This window comes from Micromonospora sp. SD12 (genome assembly GCF_052068495.1).
In the GTDB taxonomy this organism is placed as follows: Bacteria; Actinomycetota; Actinomycetes; order Mycobacteriales; family Micromonosporaceae; genus Micromonospora; species Micromonospora echinofusca.
This window is the reverse complement of sequence record NZ_JBQHDF010000003.1, coordinates 137,339-159,238: the sequence shown is the minus strand read 5'-3', so window position 1 is coordinate 159,238 and position 21,900 is coordinate 137,339. Positions and strand designations below refer to the sequence as shown.

Annotated in this window: 15 protein-coding genes and 1 pseudogene; 12 read left to right on the top strand and 4 right to left on the bottom strand. The window is 74.8% G+C overall.

The window, feature by feature from the left end:
• Positions 1 to 520: 520 nt before the first annotated feature.
• The 5 genes from trpC to ACTMS2_RS07635 all read left to right on the top strand — a co-directional run bounded on the left by trpC (position 521) and on the right by ACTMS2_RS07635 (position 5,852).
• A complete protein-coding gene (trpC, locus tag ACTMS2_RS07655; protein ID WP_441175134.1) occupies positions 521 to 1,324 on the top strand; it encodes an indole-3-glycerol phosphate synthase TrpC in 804 nt (267 codons plus the stop codon).
• A 32-nt stretch (positions 1,325 to 1,356) separates the two neighbouring features.
• Entirely contained in the window at positions 1,357 to 2,595 is a 1,239-nt protein-coding gene (gene trpB / locus ACTMS2_RS07650; RefSeq protein WP_101411804.1) for a tryptophan synthase subunit beta, read from the top strand.
• Between the two features lie 4 nt (positions 2,596 to 2,599).
• Positions 2,600 to 3,403 carry a tryptophan synthase subunit alpha gene (trpA, locus tag ACTMS2_RS07645; RefSeq protein ID WP_357721178.1) on the top strand — a complete coding sequence of 268 codons (804 nt, stop codon included), beginning with the start codon at positions 2,600 to 2,602 and terminating at the stop codon, positions 3,401 to 3,403.
• Positions 3,404 to 3,479: 76 nt separating this feature from the next.
• A complete protein-coding gene (gene lgt, locus ACTMS2_RS07640) occupies positions 3,480 to 4,652 on the top strand; it encodes a prolipoprotein diacylglyceryl transferase (protein ID WP_441174799.1) in 1,173 nt (390 codons plus the stop codon).
• A gap of 12 nt (positions 4,653 to 4,664) precedes the next feature.
• Complete coding sequence (locus ACTMS2_RS07635) at positions 4,665 to 5,852, top strand: FAD-dependent oxidoreductase (protein ID WP_441174798.1); 1,188 nt, start codon at positions 4,665 to 4,667, stop codon at positions 5,850 to 5,852.
• A gap of 48 nt (positions 5,853 to 5,900) precedes the next feature.
• On the opposite strand, the gene ACTMS2_RS07630 is transcribed toward ACTMS2_RS07635, so the two are convergent.
• Positions 5,901 to 6,737, bottom strand: a complete 837-nt coding sequence (locus ACTMS2_RS07630) for a GNAT family N-acetyltransferase (RefSeq protein WP_441175133.1) — start codon at positions 6,735 to 6,737, stop codon at positions 5,901 to 5,903.
• A gap of 155 nt (positions 6,738 to 6,892) precedes the next feature.
• On the opposite strand from ACTMS2_RS07630, the gene gltB reads away from it, so the two are divergent.
• Positions 6,893 to 11,614 carry a glutamate synthase large subunit gene (gene gltB / locus ACTMS2_RS07625; RefSeq protein ID WP_441174797.1) on the top strand — a complete coding sequence of 1,574 codons (4,722 nt, stop codon included), beginning with the start codon at positions 6,893 to 6,895 and terminating at the stop codon, positions 11,612 to 11,614.
• Complete coding sequence (locus tag ACTMS2_RS07620) at positions 11,607 to 13,115, top strand: glutamate synthase subunit beta (protein WP_441174796.1); 1,509 nt, start codon at positions 11,607 to 11,609, stop codon at positions 13,113 to 13,115. The genes gltB and ACTMS2_RS07620 overlap by 8 nt, the downstream gene beginning before the upstream one ends.
• A gap of 399 nt (positions 13,116 to 13,514) precedes the next feature.
• Here ACTMS2_RS07620 and ACTMS2_RS07615 read toward each other — a convergent pair whose 3' ends face one another.
• On the bottom strand, positions 13,515 to 15,047 hold the full coding sequence (locus ACTMS2_RS07615; RefSeq protein ID WP_441174795.1) for a M1 family metallopeptidase: 1,533 nt from the start codon (positions 15,045 to 15,047) through the stop codon (positions 13,515 to 13,517).
• A gap of 200 nt (positions 15,048 to 15,247) precedes the next feature.
• Here ACTMS2_RS07615 and ACTMS2_RS07610 point away from each other — a divergent pair, with 200 nt between their 5' ends.
• The 3 genes from ACTMS2_RS07610 (at position 15,248) to ACTMS2_RS07600 (ending at position 19,769) form a co-directional block, all read left to right on the top strand.
• A complete protein-coding gene (locus ACTMS2_RS07610) occupies positions 15,248 to 16,048 on the top strand; it encodes an SGNH/GDSL hydrolase family protein (protein ID WP_441174794.1) in 801 nt (266 codons plus the stop codon).
• A 240-nt stretch (positions 16,049 to 16,288) separates the two neighbouring features.
• The gene (locus ACTMS2_RS07605; RefSeq protein WP_441174793.1) at positions 16,289 to 18,871 is read left to right on the top strand and encodes an FtsK/SpoIIIE domain-containing protein; all 2,583 of its coding nucleotides are present in this window, start codon (positions 16,289 to 16,291) and stop codon (positions 18,869 to 18,871) included.
• Positions 18,872 to 18,875: 4 nt separating this feature from the next.
• The gene (locus ACTMS2_RS07600) at positions 18,876 to 19,769 is read left to right on the top strand and encodes a hypothetical protein (protein ID WP_441174792.1); all 894 of its coding nucleotides are present in this window, start codon (positions 18,876 to 18,878) and stop codon (positions 19,767 to 19,769) included.
• A 296-nt stretch (positions 19,770 to 20,065) separates the two neighbouring features.
• On the opposite strand, the gene ACTMS2_RS07595 is transcribed toward ACTMS2_RS07600, so the two are convergent.
• The gene (locus tag ACTMS2_RS07595) at positions 20,066 to 20,200 is read right to left on the bottom strand and encodes a hypothetical protein (RefSeq protein ID WP_441174791.1); all 135 of its coding nucleotides are present in this window, start codon (positions 20,198 to 20,200) and stop codon (positions 20,066 to 20,068) included.
• 116 nt (positions 20,201 to 20,316) lie between these two features.
• Entirely contained in the window at positions 20,317 to 20,676 is a 360-nt protein-coding gene (locus tag ACTMS2_RS07590; protein WP_441174790.1) for a hypothetical protein, read from the bottom strand.
• Between the two features lie 233 nt (positions 20,677 to 20,909).
• Here ACTMS2_RS07590 and ACTMS2_RS07585 point away from each other — a divergent pair.
• Both ACTMS2_RS07585 and ACTMS2_RS07580 read left to right on the top strand, forming a co-directional pair.
• A pseudogene (locus ACTMS2_RS07585) lies at positions 20,910 to 21,718 on the top strand (helix-turn-helix domain-containing protein).
• Positions 21,706 to 21,900: a DUF397 domain-containing protein gene (locus tag ACTMS2_RS07580; protein ID WP_441174789.1), complete on the top strand. Its 195-nt coding sequence runs from the start codon at positions 21,706 to 21,708 to the stop codon at positions 21,898 to 21,900. The pseudogene ACTMS2_RS07585 and the gene ACTMS2_RS07580 overlap by 13 nt, the downstream one beginning before the upstream one ends.

The window sequence follows — 21,900 nt, the reverse complement described above, 5'->3', positions numbered from 1 at the left end:
ACGCGTCATCGAGTCTGCCCGAGGACGATGCTGGCTGGTTCACGTTTCGCCGTGGTGACCGACACGTCAACTTTGCTTCCGGAGCCGTGACCTGGGAAAGGGCCGTTCGGCCTTGAGGTAGGTCACACGCGTGGCCGGCACCGGCGGCGACCGGCGCAACGCGCGGCCGTGGGCTGGCGGACGGCGCGGCGGTGGGCGGTGGAGCGCACCGGCGGCGGACGCCGAACCGGGCGGCCGGTCGCGTCAGCGGATAGGATCACGTCGATGACCGGGAGGGCGGAGGCGTGGTGTTCGCGTGGTGTTCGTCGATGGGCGTGATCGCCCAGCGTGACATTCCGTTCACCGGAGGTCGGCCATTATGCCCGAGCCCATCTCGTGAGGCACGCCATACCCCCGGCGCCCGTCGCCAGGTGGCGCCCCCTAGCATCGGCCCATGACACCCGGAGAGGGGAGTCCGTTGGTGACTGCTGAGCATGCGCACGCGGAGGGGGACGAGGCCGGTCCGGCGGCGTCCGTAGGCGTGCTCGACGAGATCCTGGCCGGCGTGCGTGAGGACGTCGCCCGGCGACAGGAGCAGGTTCCGCTGGAGCGGATCCGCGAACTGGCCGCCGCCGCGCCGCCGCCGTTGGACGCGTACGCGGCCCTGCGCAAGTCGGGCGTCGCGGTGATCGCCGAGGTGAAGCGCTCGTCGCCGTCCAAGGGGCGGCTGGCGGAGATCGCCGACCCGGCCGACCTGGCCGGCGACTACGCCGCCGGTGGCGCGCGGGCGATCAGCGTGCTCACCGAGGGCCGCTGGTTCGGCGGCTCGCTCGACGACCTCGCCGCCGTCCGCGCCGCCGTCAACATCCCGGTGCTGCGCAAGGACTTCGTGGTCTCCAGCTACCAGGTGCACGAGGCCCGCGCGCACGGCGCCGACCTGGTGCTGCTGATCGTCGCCGCCCTGGAGCAGAACGCGCTCGTCGGCCTGCTGGAGCGCATCGAGTCGCTGGGCATGACCGCCCTGGTCGAGGTCCACGACGAGGAGGAGGCCGACCGCGCCCTGGAGGCCGGTGCCCAGGTGATCGGGGTCAACGCCCGCAACCTGCGTACCCTTGAGGTCGACCGCTCGGTGTTCGAGCGGATCGCGCCCGGCCTGCCCAGCAGCGTCGTCAAGATCGCCGAGTCGGGGGTGCGCGGCCCGCACGACCTCATCCGGTACGCCTCGGCGGGCGCCGACGCGGTCCTGGTCGGCGAGGGTCTGGTCACCCAGAAGAGCCCCCGCGAGGCGGTGGCCGAGCTGGTCAACGCCGGTAACCACCCGGCCACGCCCCGCCCGGTGCGCTGAGGCGCACCGGCTCGTCCACCGAGAGGATTCCGATGAGCGCCGACGCCCTGGCCGCGGAGATCGGTCCGTTCCCCGACGCGGCGGGCCACTTCGGCCGCTTCGGCGGCCGGTTCGTGCCGGAGGCGCTGGTCGCGGCGCTCGACGAGCTGGACGCCGCGCACCGCGCCGCGATGGCCGACGAGTCGTTCCGGGCCGAGTTCGCCGCCCTGCTGCGCGACTACGCCGGCACCCCGTCGCTGCTCTACGCGGCCGAGCGGTTCTCCGCCAAGGTGGGCGCGCGGGTGCTGCTCAAGCGGGAGGACCTCAACCACACCGGGGCGCACAAGGTGCGCAACGTGCTCGGCCAGGCGCTGCTGACCCGGCGGATGGGCAAGCGTCGGGTGATCGCGGAGACCGGCGCCGGCCAGCACGGCGTCGCCACCGCCACCGCCGCCGCGCTGTTCGACCTCGACTGCGTGGTCTACATGGGCGAGGTCGACACCGAGCGGCAGGCGCTCAACGTGGCCCGGATGCGGATGCTCGGCGCCACCGTCGTCCCCGTCACGAACGGCTCGCGCACCCTCAAGGACGCGATGAACGAGGCGATGCGCGACTGGGTCGCCAACGTCGACGAGACCCACTACCTGATCGGCACGGCCGCCGGGCCGCACCCCTTCCCGGCGCTGGTGCGCGACTTCGTCCGGGGCATCGGCGACGAGGCGCGCCAGCAGTGCCTCGACCTGACCGGCGCGCTGCCCGACGCGGTGACCGCCTGCGTCGGCGGCGGCTCCAACGCGCTGGGCATCTTCCACGCCTTCGTCGGCGACCCCGACGTGCGGCTCTACGGCTTCGAGGCCGGCGGCGACGGGGTGGAGACCGGCCGGCACGCGGCCAGCATCACCGGCGGCTCCGCCGGGGTGCTGCACGGCACCCGGACGTACGTGCTCCAGGACGACGACGGGCAGACCTGCGAGTCGCACTCGATCTCGGCCGGGCTGGACTACCCGGGCGTCGGGCCGGAGCACGCCTGGCTGCACGACAGCGGGCGCGCGACGTACCTGCCGGTCACCGACGACGAGGCGATGGCCGCGTTCGAGCTGCTCTGCCGCACCGAGGGCATCATCCCGGCGATCGAGAGCGCGCACGCGCTCGCCGGCACCCTCCAGATCGCCCCGAGGCTCGCCGCGGAGCTGGGCCGGGAGCCGACGATCGTCGTCAACCTCTCCGGCCGGGGCGACAAGGACGTGCACACCGCCGGCGACTACTTCGGCATCCTCGACAAGGAGCAGTGAGAACGTGAGCCGGATCGGGGTGGCCTTCGACAAGGCCCGCGCCGACGGGCGGGCCGTGCTGGTCGGCTGCATGCCGGCCGGGTTCCCGACCGTCGAGGGCAGCATCGCCGCGATGACCGCGATGGTCTCCGCCGGCGTCGACGTGATCGAGGTGGAGATCCCGTACTCCGATCCGGTGATGGACGGGCCGGTGATCCAGAAGGCCAGCGACATCGCCCTCGCCGGCGGCGTACGCACCCGCGACACGCTGCGCGTCATCGAGGCGGTCGCGGCCACGGGGGCGCCCGTGGTCACCATGACCTACTGGAACCCGGTGGAGCGCTACGGCGTCGACGCCTTCGCCCGGGACCTCGCCTCGGCCGGGGGCACCGGCCTGGTCACCCCGGACCTGATCCCGGAGGAGGCCGGCGAGTGGCTCGCCGCCTCCGACGCGTACGGGCTGGACCGCACCTTCCTGGTGTCGCCGTCCTCGACCGACGCGCGGCTGGCGATGACCGTCGAGCACTGCCGGGGCTTCGTCTACGCCACCGCGATCATGGGGGTCACCGGCGCCCGCGCGCAGACCTCCGACGCGGCGCCCGTCCTGGTGTCCCGGGTACGGGAGGTCACCGACCTGCCGGTCGGCGTCGGGCTGGGCGTCGGCACGGGCGCGCAGGCCGGCACCGTCGCCGGGTACGCCGACGGCGTCATCGTCGGCAGCGCCCTGATCCGCTGCCTGCTCGACGCGCCGGACGAGGCCTCCGGGCTGGCCGCCCTGCGCGCGCTGAGCGCGGAACTCGCCGAGGGCGTACGCAACCCGACCCGCTGACCGGTCGGCCGCCGCGAGCGGCGAACGGTGGACCGGGGTGCCACCGGAGGGGCCCACGGCGGTAGCGTGTGCACCCGTGACCTACGCCTCGATAGCTCCCCAGGCGGCCCTGCCCAGCCCCAGCACCGCCGTCTGGCAGCTCGGACCGGTGCCGATCCGGGCGTACGCGCTGTGCATCATCCTCGGCATCGTGGTGGCCTGCTGGGTCACCGAGCGGCGGCTGCGCCAGCGCGGCGTCGCCCCCGGCGCCGTCCTCGACATCGCGGTCTGGGCGGTGCCCGCCGGCATCATCGGCGCCCGCATCTACCACGTGATCACCTCGCCGGAGAAGTACTTCGGCACCGGCGGCGACCCGATGAAGGCGTTCGCCATCTGGGAGGGCGGTCTCGGCATCTGGGGCGCGGTGGCCGGCGGCGCCGTCGGCGCGTGGCTGGCGGCCCGGCAGCTCGGCATCCCGTTCGCGGTGGTCGCCGACGCGCTGGCCCCCGGCCTGCCGCTCGCGCAGGCGATCGGCCGGCTCGGCAACTGGTTCAACAACGAGCTCTACGGCGGTCGGACCAGCCTGCCCTGGGGGCTGGAGATCCACCGGATGGACCCGGACAATCCGGGTCACGCGCTGCGCGACGACGCCGGTCAGCCGATCCTCGAACCGGGCCTCTACCACCCGACGTTCGCCTACGAGCTGCTGTGGAACCTGGGCGTGGCCGCGCTGGTGCTCGTGCTCGACCGCAAGCTGCGCCTCGGCCGGGGGCGGGCGTTCGCCCTCTACGTGATGGGCTACACGGCCGGGCGGTTCTGGATCGAGCTGATGCGCACCGACGAGGCGAACACCATCCTCGGCGTACGCCTCAACGTCTGGACCGCCGGCCTGGTCTTCCTCGGCGCCCTGGCCTACTTCGTGCGGGTGCGCGGCCCCCGGGAGTACCTGATCCCGGTCGGCGCCGCCCCGACGCCCGAGCCGGTCGCCGACTCCGACGTCTCGCAGGTCGACCTGTCCGCGCGGGAGGCCGGCGCGCAGCCGGCCGCCCCCGAGGGCTACCGCGTGGTGAGCGAGGAGCAGTACCGGCACTGGCGGGAGACCGGTGAGGAGCCGGCCGGGGAGACCGCGCCCGGACCGGACGGCACGACGGCCGCCACCGCCGGCTCCGCCGCTGACGGCGCCGCGCCCGACGGACCGGACGCCGACGGGCAGACCGGGCAGGACCGCGCCGGGGCCACGGGCACCCGGCCCGCCGAGCGCGACAGCTGAGAAGGAGCACCCATGCGTAGCGCGGTCGTGGTCGGCGCCGGGATCGGCGGCCTCGCGGTCGCCGGTGCGCTGGCCCGCTCCGGCTGGCGGGTCACCCTCCTGGAGCGGGCCGACCGCGTCCGCCCCGAGCCGACCGCCGTGGCGCTCTGGCCCAATGGCGTACGCGCGCTGCGCGCCCTGGGCCTCGGCGCCGGCCTGGAGGCGATCGCCACGCCGCTCGCCGACGGCGGGGTGCGCCGTCCCGACGGGCACTGGCTGGTGCAGCCCCGCCCCACGCCGGCCGACCGGATGCCGGTGGTGGTGCACCGGGAGGACCTGCACGACGCGCTGATCGCCGGCCTGGGCGACGAGGTCGAGCTGCGTACCGGGGTGACCGTGCGGACGGTCCGGGCCGCGTCCGGGGAACGCCCCTCGGTCGGCGACGGCCGGCACACCATCGAGGCCGACCTGGTCGTCGCCGCCGACGGCACCGACAGCGAGGTCCGCCGGCAGCTCGCCCCGGAGTCCGGCGTGGTCAGCTCGGGCTGCGCCGCGTGGCGGGCCGTGATCCCCTGGTACCGGGCACCGAAGCTGCCCGCCGACCAACCCGTCGGCGGCGAGGTGCTCGGTGCCGGCTACCGCTTCGTGTCCGCCTCGCTCGGCGAGCGTGGCTCCTCCGGGGCCTCCAGCCGGGGCGGCATCTACTGGGTGGCCACCGCCGTCGGCGCGCCCCGCCCGGAGCCGCCGGAGACCCAGCTCGCCCTGCTGCGCCGCTGGTACGCGGGCTGGCCCGCGCCGATCGCCGACCTGCTCGACGCCACCGACCCGACGGACCTGGTGCAGCACGAGATCCGCGAGCTGCGGCCACTGCCCAGGTCGTACGGCTTCCCGGCCGGCCCGGGCGGGGTGGTGCTGCTCGGTGACGCCGCGCACGCCATGCCCCCGCACCTCGGCCAGGGCGCCTGCCTCGCCTTCGAGGACGCGGCCACCCTCGCCTCGCTGCTGCGCGAGTCCCGGCTGCCCGACGCGGTGGTCGCGTACGACCGGGCACGCCGGCCCCGCGCGGCCACGGTGGTCCGCCAGACCCGCCGGATGTCAGCGGTGCTCAAGGCCCGGGGCCCACTGGCGCTGCGCGCCCGCGACGCCGCCCTGGGCGCCCTGAGTCCCCGCCTGCTCTCCACGGCGGCCACCACGGCCGCCCAATGGCGCCCCCCAACCTGACCCAGCCGGCCCCCGCGCCTACGGCGTGTTTCGGAAGTGGTGGGTGGGTCAGGGGGTTACCGGGGCGGGCTCGGCTATGCAGGCGGTGCCGATGCGGCGGAAGCCGACCCGCAGGTAGACGCGGGCGATGTCCTCGCTGCCCGCCGAGAGGAAGATCAGGTCGGTCCCGGCGGCCAGCAGCTCGCGGGCCAGCGTGGCGGTGACCGCCGCACCCAGGCCACGGCGGCGGGCGGACGGCAGGGTGGCCACGCCGGCGATCTCGGCGACGTCGCCGACCCGCATCGCCAGCCCGCTGGCCAGCGCGCCCTCGGTCGGCGTTCCCGCCAGCACCGACAGCCGCCGGCCGTCCGCGACGCGGGTCCGCTCCTCGTCGAGCGCCGCCTCGTCCAGTTCGGCCATCGCGGCGTCCCGCTGGGCGGGGCCGGCCTCGCCACGTCCGGTGCCGGCAGCGGAGAACCCGACGGCGGCGACCGCCCGCCGCGCCGCCACGTCCGCCGCGAAGTCGGGCGCCGCCGCGTCGAGCATCCGCAGCGGTACGTCCGTGAGGGTGCCCGGGTCGGGCAGGGCGGCCGGGTCGAGCACCATCAGCGGCGCCTCCAGCACCGCCAGCCCCGCCGAACGGGCCACGGCCAGCAGGTCCGGGGTGGTCTCGTGCACCCACTCGAAGGCCTCGGGCAGGCCCAGCTCGCGCTGCCGCTCGCGTACGGCCGCGACGTCCGCCAGCGACGGCGCCGCGCCGGCGTCGAGCCGGGGCCGGGCGTAGAACGGCCAGCCGGGGCCTTCCCGGACGAACAGCACGAGGCCGCCGTGTTCCTCCGCGCGGGCCCCGTCCCGGGGCACCGCGTCGTAGAAGTGCTCCAACCGGCCGAACGGGTCCTGGTGCAGAAAATCCACCGCGCGAGACTACACGTCCCAGACTCTGGAAGGTGTGATCAATCTGCACTGGCCTTGCGCGCCGGACCCTAACGTAGACTCAATAGACCCTTGAGGGCCGACGTCGTCCCGATCGAGTTCCACCCTGAGCGACGACAGGAGGCCCGGTGGCCTTTCCGTACCCTCACAGCAGCCCGAAGCAGGCCCCGCACCTCGGCCCGGGAGCGCCCGCGGCCGGTCTCTACGACCCCGCGCAGGAGCACGACGCGTGCGGCGTGGCCTTCGTGGCGGACCTGCACGGACGGCGCTCGCACGCGGTCGTGGCCAACGGCCTCGACGCGCTCTGCCGGCTGGACCACCGGGGAGCCCGGGGCGCGGAACCGAACACGGGCGACGGCGCGGGCATCATGATCCAGATTCCGGACGCGTTCCTGCGCGCGGTGGTGGACTTCCCGCTGCCGCCCGCCGGCGAGTACGCCACCGGCCTGGTGTTCCTCCCCGACGACGACGCCGACGAGGCCCGCGCCCGCCGCGTGGTGGAGAAGTACGCGCTCGTGGAGGGCGCCCACCTGTTCGGCTGGCGGGACGTGCCGGTCGACCCGAGCGGGCTCGGCGAGACCGCCCTGGCGGCGATGCCCCGGGTCCGGCAGCTCTTCCTGGCCGCGCGCCGGCTCACCGACTCGCCGGCCGGTCCGGCCGGGTCGCCGCTGCGCGGCGTCGAGCTGGAGCGGGTCGCGTTCTGCGTGCGTAAGCAGGCCGAGCGGGAGAGCGCCGAGCGGGGCGTGCCGGCCTACTTCCCGTCGCTGTCGGCGCGGACCATGGTCTTCAAGGGCATGCTGACCCCCGACCAGCTGCCGGCGTTCTATCCGGAGCTGACCGACGAGCGGGTGCAGAGCGCGATCGCGCTGGTGCACTCCCGCTTCTCCACCAACACGTTCCCGTCCTGGCCGCTGGCGCACCCGTACCGGCTCATCGCGCACAACGGCGAGATCAACACGATCCGCGGCAACCGGAACTGGATGCAGGCGCGCGAGGCGCTGCTGCGTACCCCGAACCTGCCGGGCAACATCCGCCGGGTCTTCCCGGTCTGCACCCCCGCCGCCTCCGACTCCGCGAACTTCGACGAGGTCCTGGAGCTGCTGCACCTGGCCGGGCGCAGCCTGCCGCACGCGGTGCTGATGATGATCCCCGAGGCGTGGGAGAACGACCCCGACATGGCCGCCGACAAGCGCGCCTTCTACCGCTTCCACGCGAGCCTCATGGAGCCGTGGGACGGGCCGGCGTCGGTCGCCTTCACCGACGGCGACGTCGTCGGCGCCGTGCTGGACCGCAACGGCCTGCGTCCGGGCCGCTGGTGGCGTACGGACGACGGGCTCGTGGTGCTCGGCAGCGAGGCGGGCGTGCTCGACCTCGACCCGGCCCGGGTGGTCGCCAAGGGCCGCCTCCAGCCGGGGAAGATGTTCCTGGTCGACACCGTCGCCGGCCGGATCGTGCACGACGAGGAGATCAAGGCCGAGCTGGCGGCCGAGCAGCCGTACGCCGACTGGCTGCACGCCGGCCTGATCGAGCTGACCGACCTGCCGCCGCGCGAGCACATCGTCTACACCCACGACTCGGTACGCCGCCGCCAGCAGGCCTTCGGCTACACCGAGGAGGAGCTGAAGATCCTGCTCGCGCCGATGGCGCGCACCGGCGCCGAGCCGCTCGGCTCGATGGGCACCGACACCCCGATCGCCCCGCTGTCCACCCGGCCCCGGCTGCTCTACGACTACTTCCATCAGCTCTTCGCGCAGGTCACGAACCCGCCCCTGGACGCCATCCGCGAGGAGCTGGTGACCAGCCTGGCGTCGACCATCGGGCCGGAGGGCAACCTGCTCGACCCCGGCCCGGCGAGCTGCCGGCAGATCGTGCTGCCGTACCCGGTGATCGACAACGACGAGCTGGCGAAGATCCTCTCCATCGACGAGGACGGCGACCTGCCCGGCTTCAAGGCCGTCCGGGTCTCCGGGCTCTACCGCATCCGGGAGGGCGGCGCCGGCATCAAGGCCCGGCTGACGGAGATCTGCCGGCACGTCTCCGAGGCCATCGAGGACGGCGTACGCATCCTCGTGCTGTCGGACCGCGACTCCAACGCCGACCTCGCCCCCATCCCGTCGCTGCTGCTCACCGCAGCCGTGCACCAGCACCTCGTGCGCGAGCAGACCCGCACCCAGGTGGCGCTGATCGTCGAGTCCGGCGACTGCCGCGAGGTGCACCACGCGGCGGTGCTGATCGGCTACGGCGCGGCGGCGGTCAACCCGTACCTGGCCTTCGAGTCGGTGGAGGACATGATCTCCACCGGGGCGCTCGTCGGCGTCGAGCCGGTGAAGGCGGTCCGCAACTACGTCAAGGGCCTCGGCAAGGGCGTCCTGAAGATCATGTCCAAGATGGGCATCTCGACGGTGTCGTCGTACTGCGGGGCGCAGGTCTTCGAGGCCGTGGGGCTGGACGCCAAGCTGGTCCAGCGCTACTTCCGGGGCACCCCGAGCAAGATCGGCGGGATCGGGCTGGACGGCATCCACGCCGAGGTCGCCGCCCGGCACGCCGTGGCCTGGCCGCCGCCGGGCGCCGAGCCCACCGACCGGCTGGAGGTCGGCGGCGAGTACCAGTGGCGCCGCGAGGGCGAGCTGCACCTGTTCAACCCGGAGACGGTCTTCCTGCTCCAGCACGCCACCCGCAGCCGCCAGTACGACGTCTTCCGCCAGTACACCGCCAAGGTCGACGAGCTGGCCGCGAAGGCGGGCTCGCTGCGCGGCCTGTTCACCCTGCGTACGGGCGTGCGGCCCCCGGTGCCCCTCGACGAGGTCGAGCCGGCCACCGAGATCGTCAAGCGGTTCGCCACCGGCGCCATGTCGTACGGGTCGATCTCGGCGGAGGCGCACGAGACCCTGGCGATCGCGATGAACCGCCTCGGCGGCAAGTCCAACACCGGCGAGGGCGGCGAGGACGCCGAGCGGCTGCACGACCCGGCCCGCCGATCCGCCGTCAAGCAGATCGCCAGCGGCCGGTTCGGGGTGACCAGCGAATACCTCGTCAACGCCGACGACCTCCAGATCAAGATGGCGCAGGGCGCCAAGCCCGGCGAGGGCGGGCAACTGCCCGGCAACAAGGTCTGGCCGTGGATCGCCCGTACCCGCCACGCCACCCCCGGCGTGGGCCTGATCTCCCCGCCGCCGCACCACGACATCTACTCCATCGAGGACCTCGCGCAGCTCGTACACGACCTGAAGTGCGTCAACCCGTCCGCGCGGGTGCACGTCAAGCTCGTCAGCGAGGTGGGCGTCGGCACCGTGGCGGCGGGCGTGGCCAAGCTCAAGGCCGACGTCATCCTGATCTCGGGCCACGACGGCGGCACCGGCGCGTCGCCGCTGAACTCGCTCAAGCACGCCGGCACCCCGTGGGAGCTGGGGCTGGCCGAGGCGCAGCAGACGCTGCTGCTCAACAAGCTGCGCGACCGGGTCACCGTGCAGGTCGACGGGCAGCTCAAGACGGGCCGGGACGTGCTGGTCGCGGCGCTGCTCGGCGCCGAGGAGTTCGGCTTCGCCACGGCGCCGCTGATCGTCGAGGGCTGCGTGATGATGCGCGTCTGCCACCTCGACACCTGCCCGGTCGGCATCGCCACCCAGAACCCGGTGCTGCGGGAACGCTTCACCGGCCGGCCGGAGTTCGTGGAGAACTTCTTCCTCTTCCTCGCCGAGGAGGTCCGCGGCTACCTGGCCGAGCTGGGCCTGCGGTCGATCGAGGAGGCCATCGGGCAGGCCGAGCTGCTCGACGTCGCCCCGGCGATCGCGCACTGGAAGGCCGGCGGGCTCGACCTGACGCCCGTGCTGCACCTGCCGGAGCTGCCGGCCGGGGCCGCGCGCCGGGGCGTACGGGCCCAGGACCACGGCCTGGAGCTGGCGCTGGACAACGAGCTGATCGCCCTGGCCGCCCCGGCGCTGCGCGACCGTACGCCGGTGCGGGTGGCGGTGGCGGTGCGCAACGAGCACCGCAGCGTCGGCGCGATGCTGGGCGGCGAGGTGACCCGCCGCTTCGGCGGTGCGGGCCTGCCGGCCGACACGATCGAGTTCACGCTGCGCGGCACCGCCGGCCAGTCCTTCGGCGCGTTCCTTCCGCACGGGGTCACCCTGCGGCTGCACGGCGACGCCAACGACTACGTGGGCAAGGGCCTCTCCGGCGGTCGGCTCATCGTGCGGCCGGACGCCGCCGCCCCCTTCCTCGACGGCGACGCCGCGCCGGGGCAGCGGGCCGAGGACCAGATCATCGCCGGCAACACCATCCTCTACGGGGCCACCGCGGGCGAGTTGTTCCTGCGCGGCCGGGTGGGGGAGCGGTTCGCGGTGCGCAACTCCGGCGCGGTGGCCGTCGTCGAGGGCGTCGGTGACCACGGCTGCGAGTACATGACCGGCGGGACCGTGGTGGTGCTGGGACCGACCGGCCGCAACTTCGCCGCCGGCATGTCCGGCGGCACGGCCTTCGTGCACGCGCTGGACCGCCGGCGGGTCAACGCGGAGCTGGTCGACCTGGCGCCGCTGTCCGGGCCGGAGCAGGCGGTGCTGCACGAGCTGGTGCAGCGGCACTTCGCCGAGACCGACTCGGCGGTCGCCGAGGGGCTGCTCAAGCGCTGGCCGGAGGCGGTGGCGGAGTTCACCGCCGTGGTGCCCCGGGACTACCGCCGGGTGCTGGAGATCATGCGGGCCGCCGAAGCCGCCGGCCGCGACGTCGACGACGCGGTGATGAGCGCGCTGGCGGGCCCTGCCGCCTCGGCAGGGCAGCCGGCGCCTTCCGCTTCGTCTGTGCCGACCCTGCCCGCCTCGCGGGTGACGGTCCAGGAGGTGGCTCGTGCCTGACCCGAACGGTTTCCTGCGCTACAACCGGCGGCTGCCCGCGCGCCGCCCGGTGCCGGTGCGGATCAGCGACTGGCGCGAGGTGTACCCGCCGGCCGGCGAGGAGCTCGTCCGCGAGCAGGCCACCCGCTGCATGGACTGCGGCATCCCGTTCTGCCACGACGGCTGCCCGCTGGGCAACCGCATCCCGGACTGGAACGACCTGGTCCGCACGGGCAACTGGGACGCCGCGGTGGACTCGCTGCACGCCACCAACAACTTCCCCGAGTTCACCGGCCGGCTCTGCCCGGCGCCCTGCGAGGCGGCCTGCGTGCTCGGCATCGGCGGGGGCGAGCCGGTCACCATCAAGCAGGTCGAGGTGGAGATCGCCGACGCGGCCGTCGCCCGGGGCGGGCTGTCGCCGCGCCCGGCGTCGACGCCGACCGGCCGTTCGGTCGCCGTGGTCGGCTCCGGGCCCGCCGGTCTCGCCGCCGCGCAGCAGCTCGCCCGCGCCGGTCACGCCGTGACGGTGTACGAGCGCGACGACGCGATCGGCGGCCTGCTGCGGTACGGCATCCCGGACTTCAAGCTGGAGAAGGTCCACATCGACCGGCGCCTGGCCCAGCTCTCCGCCGAGGGCGTGCGCTTCCGCACCGGGGTGAACGTCGGCGTCGACGTCACCGCCGAGCAGCTGCGCGCCGAGCACGACGCCGTGCTGCTCGCCTGCGGCGCGCTTCAGGGCCGGGACACCCCGCAGACCCCGGGCCGCGGGCTGCGCGGCGTACACCAGGCGATGGACCACCTCGTGGCGGCCAACCGCGTGGTGGCCGCGGCGGCGGGCGGGCGGCCCGACACGGCGGTGCTGCCCGACGGCGACCCGATCGACGCGGCCGGCAAGCACATCGTCATCATCGGTGGCGGCGACACGGCGGCGGACTGCCTGGGGGTGGCGCACCGCCAGGGCGCGGCCGGCGTACACCAGCTGGACCTCTACCCGCAGCCGCCGCAGGCGCGCGACGAGGCCCGGGACCCGTGGCCGACCTGGCCGTGGCTGCTGCGCAGCTACCCGGCGCACGAGGAGGGCGGCGAGCGGGTCTTCGCCGTCGCCGTGCAGGAGTTCGTCGACGACGGCACGGGTCAGGTGCGCGCGGTGCGGATCGCCGAGGTTACCGTGGAAAAGCGCGACGGGCGGCGCATCGTCACCCCGCTGCCCGGCTCGGAGCGGGAGCTGCCGGCCGACCTGGTGCTGCTGGCCATCGGCTTCGAGGGCACCGAGCAGCAGCCGCTGCTCGACCAGTTCGGGGTCTCCCGCAACGCGCGTGGTGCGATCGACGCCCGCTCCGACTGGCAGACCGACGTCGACGGCGTCTTCGTCGCCGGTGACATGCACCGGGGCGCCTCGCTGATCGTCTGGGCGATCGCCGAGGGCCGCGCCGCGGCCGCCGCCATCCACGCCCACCTGGGCGGGACGGGCGCCCTGCCCGCCCCGGTGGACCCGGCCCGGGAGCCCCTGGCCGCGCGTTGACCGGCGATCCCGGCTTGTCCCGGGCGGGCCTGTCCCGGAGAGACCTGTTCCAGCAGCCTGTCTCGGGCGGGCCCGTCCCGGGCGGGCCCGTCCCGGGCGGGCCCGTCCCGGGCAGGCATGTCGCCGGCCTTGCTGGCGCTCGACGCCCTGCCGGTTGTTCGGTGTCCGCGCTGTCGAGCTGATGTCGTAGACGGATCAGGGCATCGGCTACGCCGTGCACACCCTGGTTGGGCGCAGCTCGGGGTTGGCCGGCGTCCGTCACGAGGACGGCGGGTGAATCGTCTACGACATCACCTCGACAGCGTCGACGCAGGCATCCCGTCCGGCGCGTGCGCGGTCCGCCCCTGGCGCACCGGGTGCGGGTGCCCGCCCGTGAGCCGGGCGGGCACCCGCACCCGCTCAGCGGGCCAGGAGCTGGTGCGACTCGCGGAGCTTGACCCAGGACCTCGGCTCGGCCGGCGGACCGGCCTTGCGGGCCGCGCCGGGCACGTCCGGGCGGCCGGGGGTGAGCAGCCAGGTGGTGAAGAAGCCGTCCAGGTCCAGACCGGAGATCCGTTCGGCCAGGGCCTGGAACTGGGCGGTGGTGGCGTTGCCGTGCCGGTGCGCGGCCGTCCAGGCCGGCAGGAGCGCGAAGAACGCCTCGTCGCCGATGGCCAGCCGCAGCTGGTGCACCGTCATCGCGCCCCGGTCGTAGACCGCCGCGTCGAAGATCCTGCCCGGCCCGGGCGCGCCCGGCGGCACCTGCCAGAACTCGTCGTCGGCCGGGTAGCTGGCGTACGTGAAGTCGAACAGCTCCTGCGCGGTGCCCTCGCCCTGCTCCTCCGACCAGAGCCACTCGGCGTACGAGGCGAAGCCCTCGTTGAGCCAGATGTCCTTCCAGTCGGCCAGCGAGACCGAGTTGCCGAACCACTGGTGGGCGTTCTCGTGCACCACCACGTAGGTGTTGGCGCCCCGGCGCCAGAAGCCCGGCCCGTACACGGAACGGGTCTGGGTCTCCAGGGCGAAGTTGATGCCGTCGACCGGCCCGGCCACGCCGCCCTGCGCCTCGAACGGGTACGGCCCGAAGATCCCGCTGCACCACTCGACGACCTCGGCCGTGCGCTCGATGCTGGCCCGCGCGGCCGGCCCCAGCTCGCCGAGGCTGGCGCTGTACGCGTTGACGACCGGCTGCCCGTTCGGCGCGGTGTCGGTGACGATGTCGTACTGGCCGATGGCGAGGAAGGACAGGTAGGTGGCGGTCGGCGAGGTGGTCCGCCAGCTCCACCGGGTGCGGTTGCCGGCCTCGGGCAGCGGCGGGCGCGGCTGGACGCCGTTGCTGATCACCTCGACGCCGGTCGGCACCGAGACGGAGACGTCGAAGGTGGCCTTGTCCAGCGGGTGGTCGTTGCTGGGGAACCACCACCAGGCGGCCTCCGGCTCGTTCACCACCATCGCCCCGTCGGCGGTGCGGGTCCAGCCGGTGTAGCCGCCGACCAGCGTCTCCGACGGCACGCCCGAGTAGCGCACCACGATGGTGAGCTGCTGGCCGGCCGTGACCGCGCGGCGCGGGGTGACGGCGAGCTCGTGCACGCCCTCGCGGGCGGTCGTGGCCTGCCAGCCGTTGACGCGCACCGACTCGACGTCGAGCAGGAAGTCCAGGTTGAACCGGGACAGGTCCTGGGTGGCCCGGGCCAGGATGGTGGTGGTGCCGGTGAGCAGGTCGGTGGCCGGGTCGTAGCGCAGCCGGACGTCGTAGTGCGCGACGTCGTAGCCGCCGTTGCCGTAGTCGGGGAAGTAGCTGTCGCCCAGTCCCGGGCCGCCGGGTTGCGGTGCGGCGGCGGGGACGGGCCGGCCCAGGGCCGGTGGGGCGGCCTGGCCGGGGGTGCCGGCGACCAGGCCGCCGGCGGTGGTGACGGTCAGGGCGGCGATGGCCGCCGTGAGAGCGCGTCGCACGGGGTGGACTCCCTCCGTCGGGGTGTACGCACCGGCCAACCTAATCGACGATCGTCGACCTGGCGGTCCCGCCGTCCGATCTGAGCCATTCCATTGATCCGAATGTTTCGATAGCATTACCGCCTGGTAACAAGCACCCGTCCCTGGCCACGCGCGCGGTCACCGGGCCCACCACCCCCTGTCCCGTGGAGGTCCCCCTCATGCCCCACCGCCCGCTGGCCCGTGCCTTCGCCGCGCTGGTCGCCCTGTCCACCGCCGCCCTCGGCGCGCTGCTCGCCCCCGGCACCGCCCAGGCCGCCGCCGCCGTCAACTACGTGGCCCTCGGCGACTCCTACTCCTCCGGCGTCGGCGCCGGCCCGTACGACCTGTCCAGCTGCCTGCGCAGCCAGAAGTCGTACGCCCCGCTGTGGGCCGCCGCCAACGCGGTCACCAGCTTCAAGTTCCCCGCCTGCGGCGGCGCCGTCACCTCCGACGTCATCAACAACCAGGTCGGCTCGCTGAGCACCACCACCACCCTGGTCACCATCACGATCGGCGGCAACGACGCCGGCTTCGCCGACGTGATCACCAGCTGCCGCTTCGGCAGCACCTCCACCTGCACCAACGCCGTCAACGAGGCCAAGGCGTTCGCCACCACCACGCTGCCGGGCCGGCTGGACGCCACGTACGCCGCCATCCGCGACCGGGCCCCCAACGCGCGGCTGATCGTGCTCGGCTACCCGCGGCTGTTCGAGACCGGCTCCTGCGGGCTGCTGGCGATGAGCACCTACAAGCGGACCATCCTCAACGAGGCCGCCGACGTGCTCGCCACCGTCATCTCCGGCCGGGCCGCCGCGGCCGGCGCCACGTTCGCCGACACCCGCCCCTACTTCGCCGGGCACGGGGTCTGCGCCGCCGACCCGTGGATCCGCGACGTCAGCGGCGTCATCGAGGCGTACCACCCCGACGCCGACGGCTACCGGTACGGCTACCTGCCGGCCCTCAACGCCGTCACCGGCTGACCGCACCGCCGGACGGGCGACGCCCGCCGCGCCGGGCACCGGCCGCGTCGGCGGCCTCGACCCACCCCGCACACGCGGACGGGCCCTCTCCCGCAGGTCTGTGACCAGGGAGGGGGCCCGTCCGCGCGCCATCGTGGAGCGTCCGCCCGCCGACGCGCCCGGCTCGCCACTGCCCGCGTGTCGCCGCTGTCCGTTAGGGTCCTTGGGGACCAGGCGGGGCGACGGCGACGGGAGCAGAAAGTGGGCAGGCTCGCGTCGGCGTACGGGCAGGCGGTCGCGGCGCACCGGGCCGCCCGGGCGCACCTCGACACCGCCCGCCGGGCACTCGCCGGGCAGCCGTCCCAGGCCGCCCCGGCGGGTGCGTCCGAGCTGGTCACCCGGCTCGCGGCGCTCGGCGGCACGCTCGCCACGCCCACCCCCGGGGCCACCCCGGTGGCCGCCGTCCCCGTACCCGTGCGCGTCGGCGAGGCGTCCACACCGGACGGCGGCTTCCCCGTCCTCGTACCGCTGGGCGGTGGCCACCACCTCGCTGTCGACGCGGACGCCCGCGACCCCCGGGTGGCCGGCCTGCTGCGCGCGCTCGTGCTGCGGCTGCTCGCCACCGCGCCGACCGGCGGCGTCCGGGTCGCCGGCATCGACACCGCCGCGCTCGGCGCCACCTTCGGGCCGTTGCGTCCGCTCATCGACGCCGGCGTGCTCGACCCGCCGGCCACCGGCGAGGCCGAGGTGACCGCCCTGCTCGACGCCGCCGAGCGGCACGCCCGCGCCGCCCGGCACGCCGACCGCCCCGACCAGGAACTGCTGCTCGTCGTCGCCGCGTCGGCCCCGCCGCCGCGCGAGGCGGCCCGGCTCGCCGCGCTCACCCACGCCGGGCCGGCCGCCGCCGTCTGTGTGCTGGCCGCCGGCCGACCCACCGCCGCGTCGCCGGAGCCGGCACCGCAGCTCGGCGCCACCACCACGATCCGGTTGACCGAGCGGTACGCGCACGTCGGCGACCCGCCCGGGGCCCCGTTCAGCCACGACGGCAGCGGACTGGCCGCCCCCGTGCTGCTCGACGGCGACCCGCCGGCCGCGTCCGTGGCCGCCCTCGCCGCGCACCTCGGCGCCGCCGCCCGGCGCAGCGACGCGGTCGGCTTCGCCGAGCTGCTGCCCGACCGGCGCTGGGCCGAGTCGGCGGGCAACGGGCTGCGCACCGTGGTCGGCCGCGCCGGCCGAGACCCGGTCACCGTCGCCTTCGACGACGCCACCCCGCACTGGCTCGTCGGTGGGCGCACCGGCGCCGGCAAGACCGTCTTCCTGCTCGACGTCCTCTACGGGCTGGCCGCCCGCTACTCGCCGGCCGAGCTCCAGCTCTACCTGCTCGACTTCAAGGAGGGGGTGAGCTTCACCGAGTTCGTCCCCACCCCCCGCGACCCGTCCTGGCTGCCGCACGCGCGGGCGGTCGGCATCGAGTCCGACCGGGAGTACGGCGCCGCCGTGCTGCGCGAGCTGCGCCGCGAGCTGTCGCGGCGGGCCACCACCCTCAAGCGGCACGGCGTCACCAAGCTCGCCGACCTGCCCCGCGACACCCCGGTGCCCCGCATCGTGGCGGTGATCGACGAGTTCCACGTGCTCCTCGCCGGCAACGACGCGCTGGCCCGCGAGTCGGTCGACCTGCTGGAGGAGCTGGCCCGCAAGGGTCGCTCGTACGGCGTGCACCTCGTGCTGGCCAGCCAGAGCATGACCGGCGTCGAGGCGCTCTACGGCCGGGCCGAGGCGATCTTCGGCCAGTTCGCGCTGCGGGTGGCGCTGCCCGGCGGCGGCGGGGTGCTCGACCCGCTGAACGAGGCCGCCCAGACCCTGCCGATCGGCTCGGCCGTGCTCAACACCGCCGCCGGTGCGGTCGGCGCCGACACCGTCGTCCGCTTCCCCGACGCGCACGCCGCCGCCGGGGAACTGGCCGGGCTGCGCCACGAGCTGTGGCAGGCCCGAGCGGCGGGCGCCCGCCCCCCGTCGGTCTTCAAGGGCTACGAGGCCGCCCACGTCGAGGACGATCCGACCTTCGCCGGGCTGCGCCCGGGCGGGCGCCGGCCGTTGGCCCTGGTCGGGCGTACGGTCGACGTCGAGGGCACCTCGGCACTGTTCATGATGGACGCCTCCCCGGGCCGGCACCTCGCCGTGGTCGGCACCCCGGTCACCGGCGCGGAGGTGCTGCGCGCGGCCACCCTGAGCCTCGCCCGGCAGCACGCCCCAGGCGACGCCCGCTTCCTGCTCGCCCCGCTGGTCACCGCCGCCGAGCCCGCCGCCGACGACACCGCCGCGATCCTGGCCGCCGCCGGCCACCGCGTCGACCGCACCGACGCGCCCGGCCTGCGTCGGCACGTCGGCACCCTCGCCGCCGCGCTGTCCGCCCCCGACGAGCCCGGGGGTCTCGCGGCGGGCGGCACCGCCCCGTTATCCGGTCGCACCTATCTCGTCGTCTTCGGCGTCGACGCCGCCAGCGGGGTGCTCGCGGCCACCGACCCGGAGACGTTCCGCTCCGGCCACGACGACCTGCGCACCGTCCTGCGGCAGGGGCCGGGGCGGGGGGTGCACCTGCTCGGCTGGTGGCGCGGGCTGCGCCGGCTCGCCGACGACCTGGGCGGCGCCCACAACCGCGACGACGTCGCCTGCCTGGTCGCGCTGAACGTGCCCGGCACCGAGCTGGGGCTGCACCTCGGCGTGCACGACCTCGCGTACGCGCCCCGGCCCGACCGGGCGCTCCTGGTCGACCGGCACGACCAGCGCACCCGGCTCATCGTGCCGTTCGCCCGCGACGGGCACGGCCCGGACGGGGAGGACTGAGGCGGTGTCCACCTTCGAGGAGTACGCGGCGCTGGCCCGGCAACTCGCCGAGCGGCGGCGGGCCGGCGAGCGCGGAGCCGCCGCCGACGCCGACCGGCGACGCAACCTGCACGCCACCGCGGACTACCTCCAGCACCGGCTCACCGCGCAGGGTCAGCGCCTCGACCAGCTCGGCCAGGCCATCGGCATCCCGGCGTCCAGCGTGCCCACCGGCCCCGCACCCGCACCGTCCACGGCGCCTCCGGGGCAGGCGCCCGCGCCGCCCGCCGCTGCCGCCGCTGCCTCCGCCGGTGACGGTGGCCCGGGTGCCGCGCTCGCCGGTACCGGACCGGGGGAGCGGGAACCCGCCGGCGCAGCCGGCGCGCCGGGGCGGCCGGAGGTCGGGGCGTACCTCCAGGGTGGGGTGGGGGAGGCGAGGCTGGCGCTGCCGACGGCGGCGGGTCCGGCGGCGGCCGGGGTGCCGGCGCAGCGCCCGGCGGAGGTCGACCCGACCGTCGAGCTGGAGCTGGCCCGCCGCTACGCCGACGAGTCCGACCGGCACGGGCAGCAGACCGAGCTGCTCGCGCAGCGACCGGCGCTCCTGCCGGACTGGTCGCCGGTGGCCCGGGCCGTCGGCGTCTACGCGGGCTGCGCGGCCGTGGGCGCGATCCTCATGATGATCATGGTGCTCGCCTCCGGTGTCGGCCTGGTCGACGGCTTCACGCTCGGCGCGTGGATCTGCGCGGGCCTGCCCGCGCTGTCCTTCTTCGCCGGCTACCTGGTGCTCGGCCGCTGGGGGCGACCGGCCATCGTCGCCGGCACGCCGCCCCGCTACGTGCACCTCGGCTTCCTGATCTGCTTCGCGGCCGTGCCGGTCGCCTACGTGGCCTTCCTGCTGCTGTTCCGCGTCCTGCGCTGAGCACCTCCACGCCGGCCCATCGACGCGTCGGATGTCCCGTGGCCGGCGCGGCGTTGGTGGCGGGTCAGCCGGGCCCTGTCGAGCTGCCCCGCCCACGGGACCACCTTCCAGTCCGGGCCCGCGACGCTCGCGGGATGCCACCGGTGGAACACCAGGGATGTCACCGGGACCGGGAGACACCCCTGGTGTTCCACCGGTGCCCGTCGTCGCCCGGTCTCGGGCGGCGTAGCCTCGTCCGAAGTGGAAACCGGCAGGTCCCCGGGAACCGCCGCGCGGCGCGGGTGACCCGGCGGCTGTCAGCGGGGGTTGACCGGCACCCAGTCCGTGAACCGCCTGTGCAGATCCGTCGACCGTGCGTCCGGGTTCTGCTGGGCGAGATGGTCGGCGGCCTCCTCCCGCAGCGTCACGAGGTGGACCAGGAGCCCGGGCATGTCGCCCCGGTACCTCGCGAGGAGACGCAGCTTCGCCGGGGAGCAGGGCCAGGCGATCCCACAGGCCCGGCAGCGCCACGTCGGGCGGGACGGTACGTGGAGGTGGAGAGGCGCGCTCACCGGCTGGTCCCCGCGTTCCGCCGGACCGGAGCGCGGCGCTCGGCCGATGGCGTCCGCGCGGCGCGCATCCCGTCGGGCCGCACGTACACCTCGCGACGGTCGGTCGCCTGGCCGCGCGCGTCGAGCTGATACACCTCGACCCACGTCCAGCCGTGGTAGGTGACCAGGTCGGTTCGCTCGCGGATCACCCGTACCGTGATCGGCGTGGCGAACTGCGGCGACGCCTCGCGCGTCAGCAGGTACACGCCGGGGCTGACCCGGGGCGTCCCGTCCGCGCGGGTGCTGGCCGTCGGGGCGGCGGGGTGTGCCGCCCAGCGCGACGCCGGCACGGCATTCGCGGGCCTCGGCACGGGCACGGACGCCTCCTTACGTCGGGGAGTTTGGAACGGGGGTCGCTGCGGATACTCGCCAGCAGCGACCCCCGTGACGTGCGCGCCCACCGGGTCGGGGGGACCGATTCCACCGGGCGCGCCGTCCTCCTTCCACCCTGGACGAACGCCCCTAGGCTCGGAATAGTCACCGCCCGATCGCGGAACGTAGTGCGCGGGTTCGGGCCGTCGGGGAATGCTGCGGGAAGTCGTGGAAGGGTGTGGAAGCCGTGGGAATCTCTCCCTCGGAGTACCTGCTTCGTGAGCTCAGGCGACGCCGGGCGGCCGCCGGGTTGACCCAGGCGCAACTCGGTGAGCTGGTCTTCTGCTCGGACTCCCAGGTGAGCGCGATCGGGACCGGGACGAAGCCGCCGACCCCGTCCTACCTGACCGCCGTCGACAAGGCGCTGGACACCGGCGGGTACTTCGCGACGCTCTGGAACGAACTGGTCAAGGGCGACGCCGCGCCGGTCTGGCTGCGCGAGCTGATTCAGATCGAACAGGAGGCGACCGCCCTGCGCTGGTACGAGCACGCCTTCGTGCCGGGACTTCTCCAGACCGAGGCGTACGCGCGAGCGACCTTCCGGGCGGCGCGGACGCCGGTCGCCGAGCTGGACCAGCGGGTCGCCGCGCGGATGGAACGGCAGTCGGTGCTTGCCCGCGAGCCGAGCCCTCTGCTCTTCGTGGTGCTTGACGAGATGGTCGCCGCCGGGCGTGCGGCGGCCCCGACGTGATGGCCGAGCAGCTCGAACACCTGCTGACCTGCGCCGAGCAACCGCATATCCAAGTGCAGGTCGTGCCGTTGTCTGCTGGTATCTACTCAGGACTGGCGGGAGCGTTCATCCTGGCCGACCTGCCCGACGGCTCGCGTGCTGGCTACGTGGACAACCAGCTGGCCGCGCAGATCGTGGGGCAGCCGGATCTGGTTGCTAGCCTGGGCGTGTCGTGGGATGCGGTCCGCGGCGAAGCCCTCCCGTTGGGGCAATCACTCGACGTACTCAGGGAAGCGGCAAAGGCATGGACATCCTGACCGGTGCGCGCTGGCGCAAGTCGTCCCGCTCGTCGACGAACGGCGGGGCCTGCGTCGAGGTGGCTGACAACCTGCCCGGCGTCGTGGGCGTACGGGATTCGAAGGACCCCGCCGGCCCCGCGCTGATCTTCACCCCGACCGCCTGGCGGGCCTTCGTCGCCCGACTCAGCGACCGCGCCTGA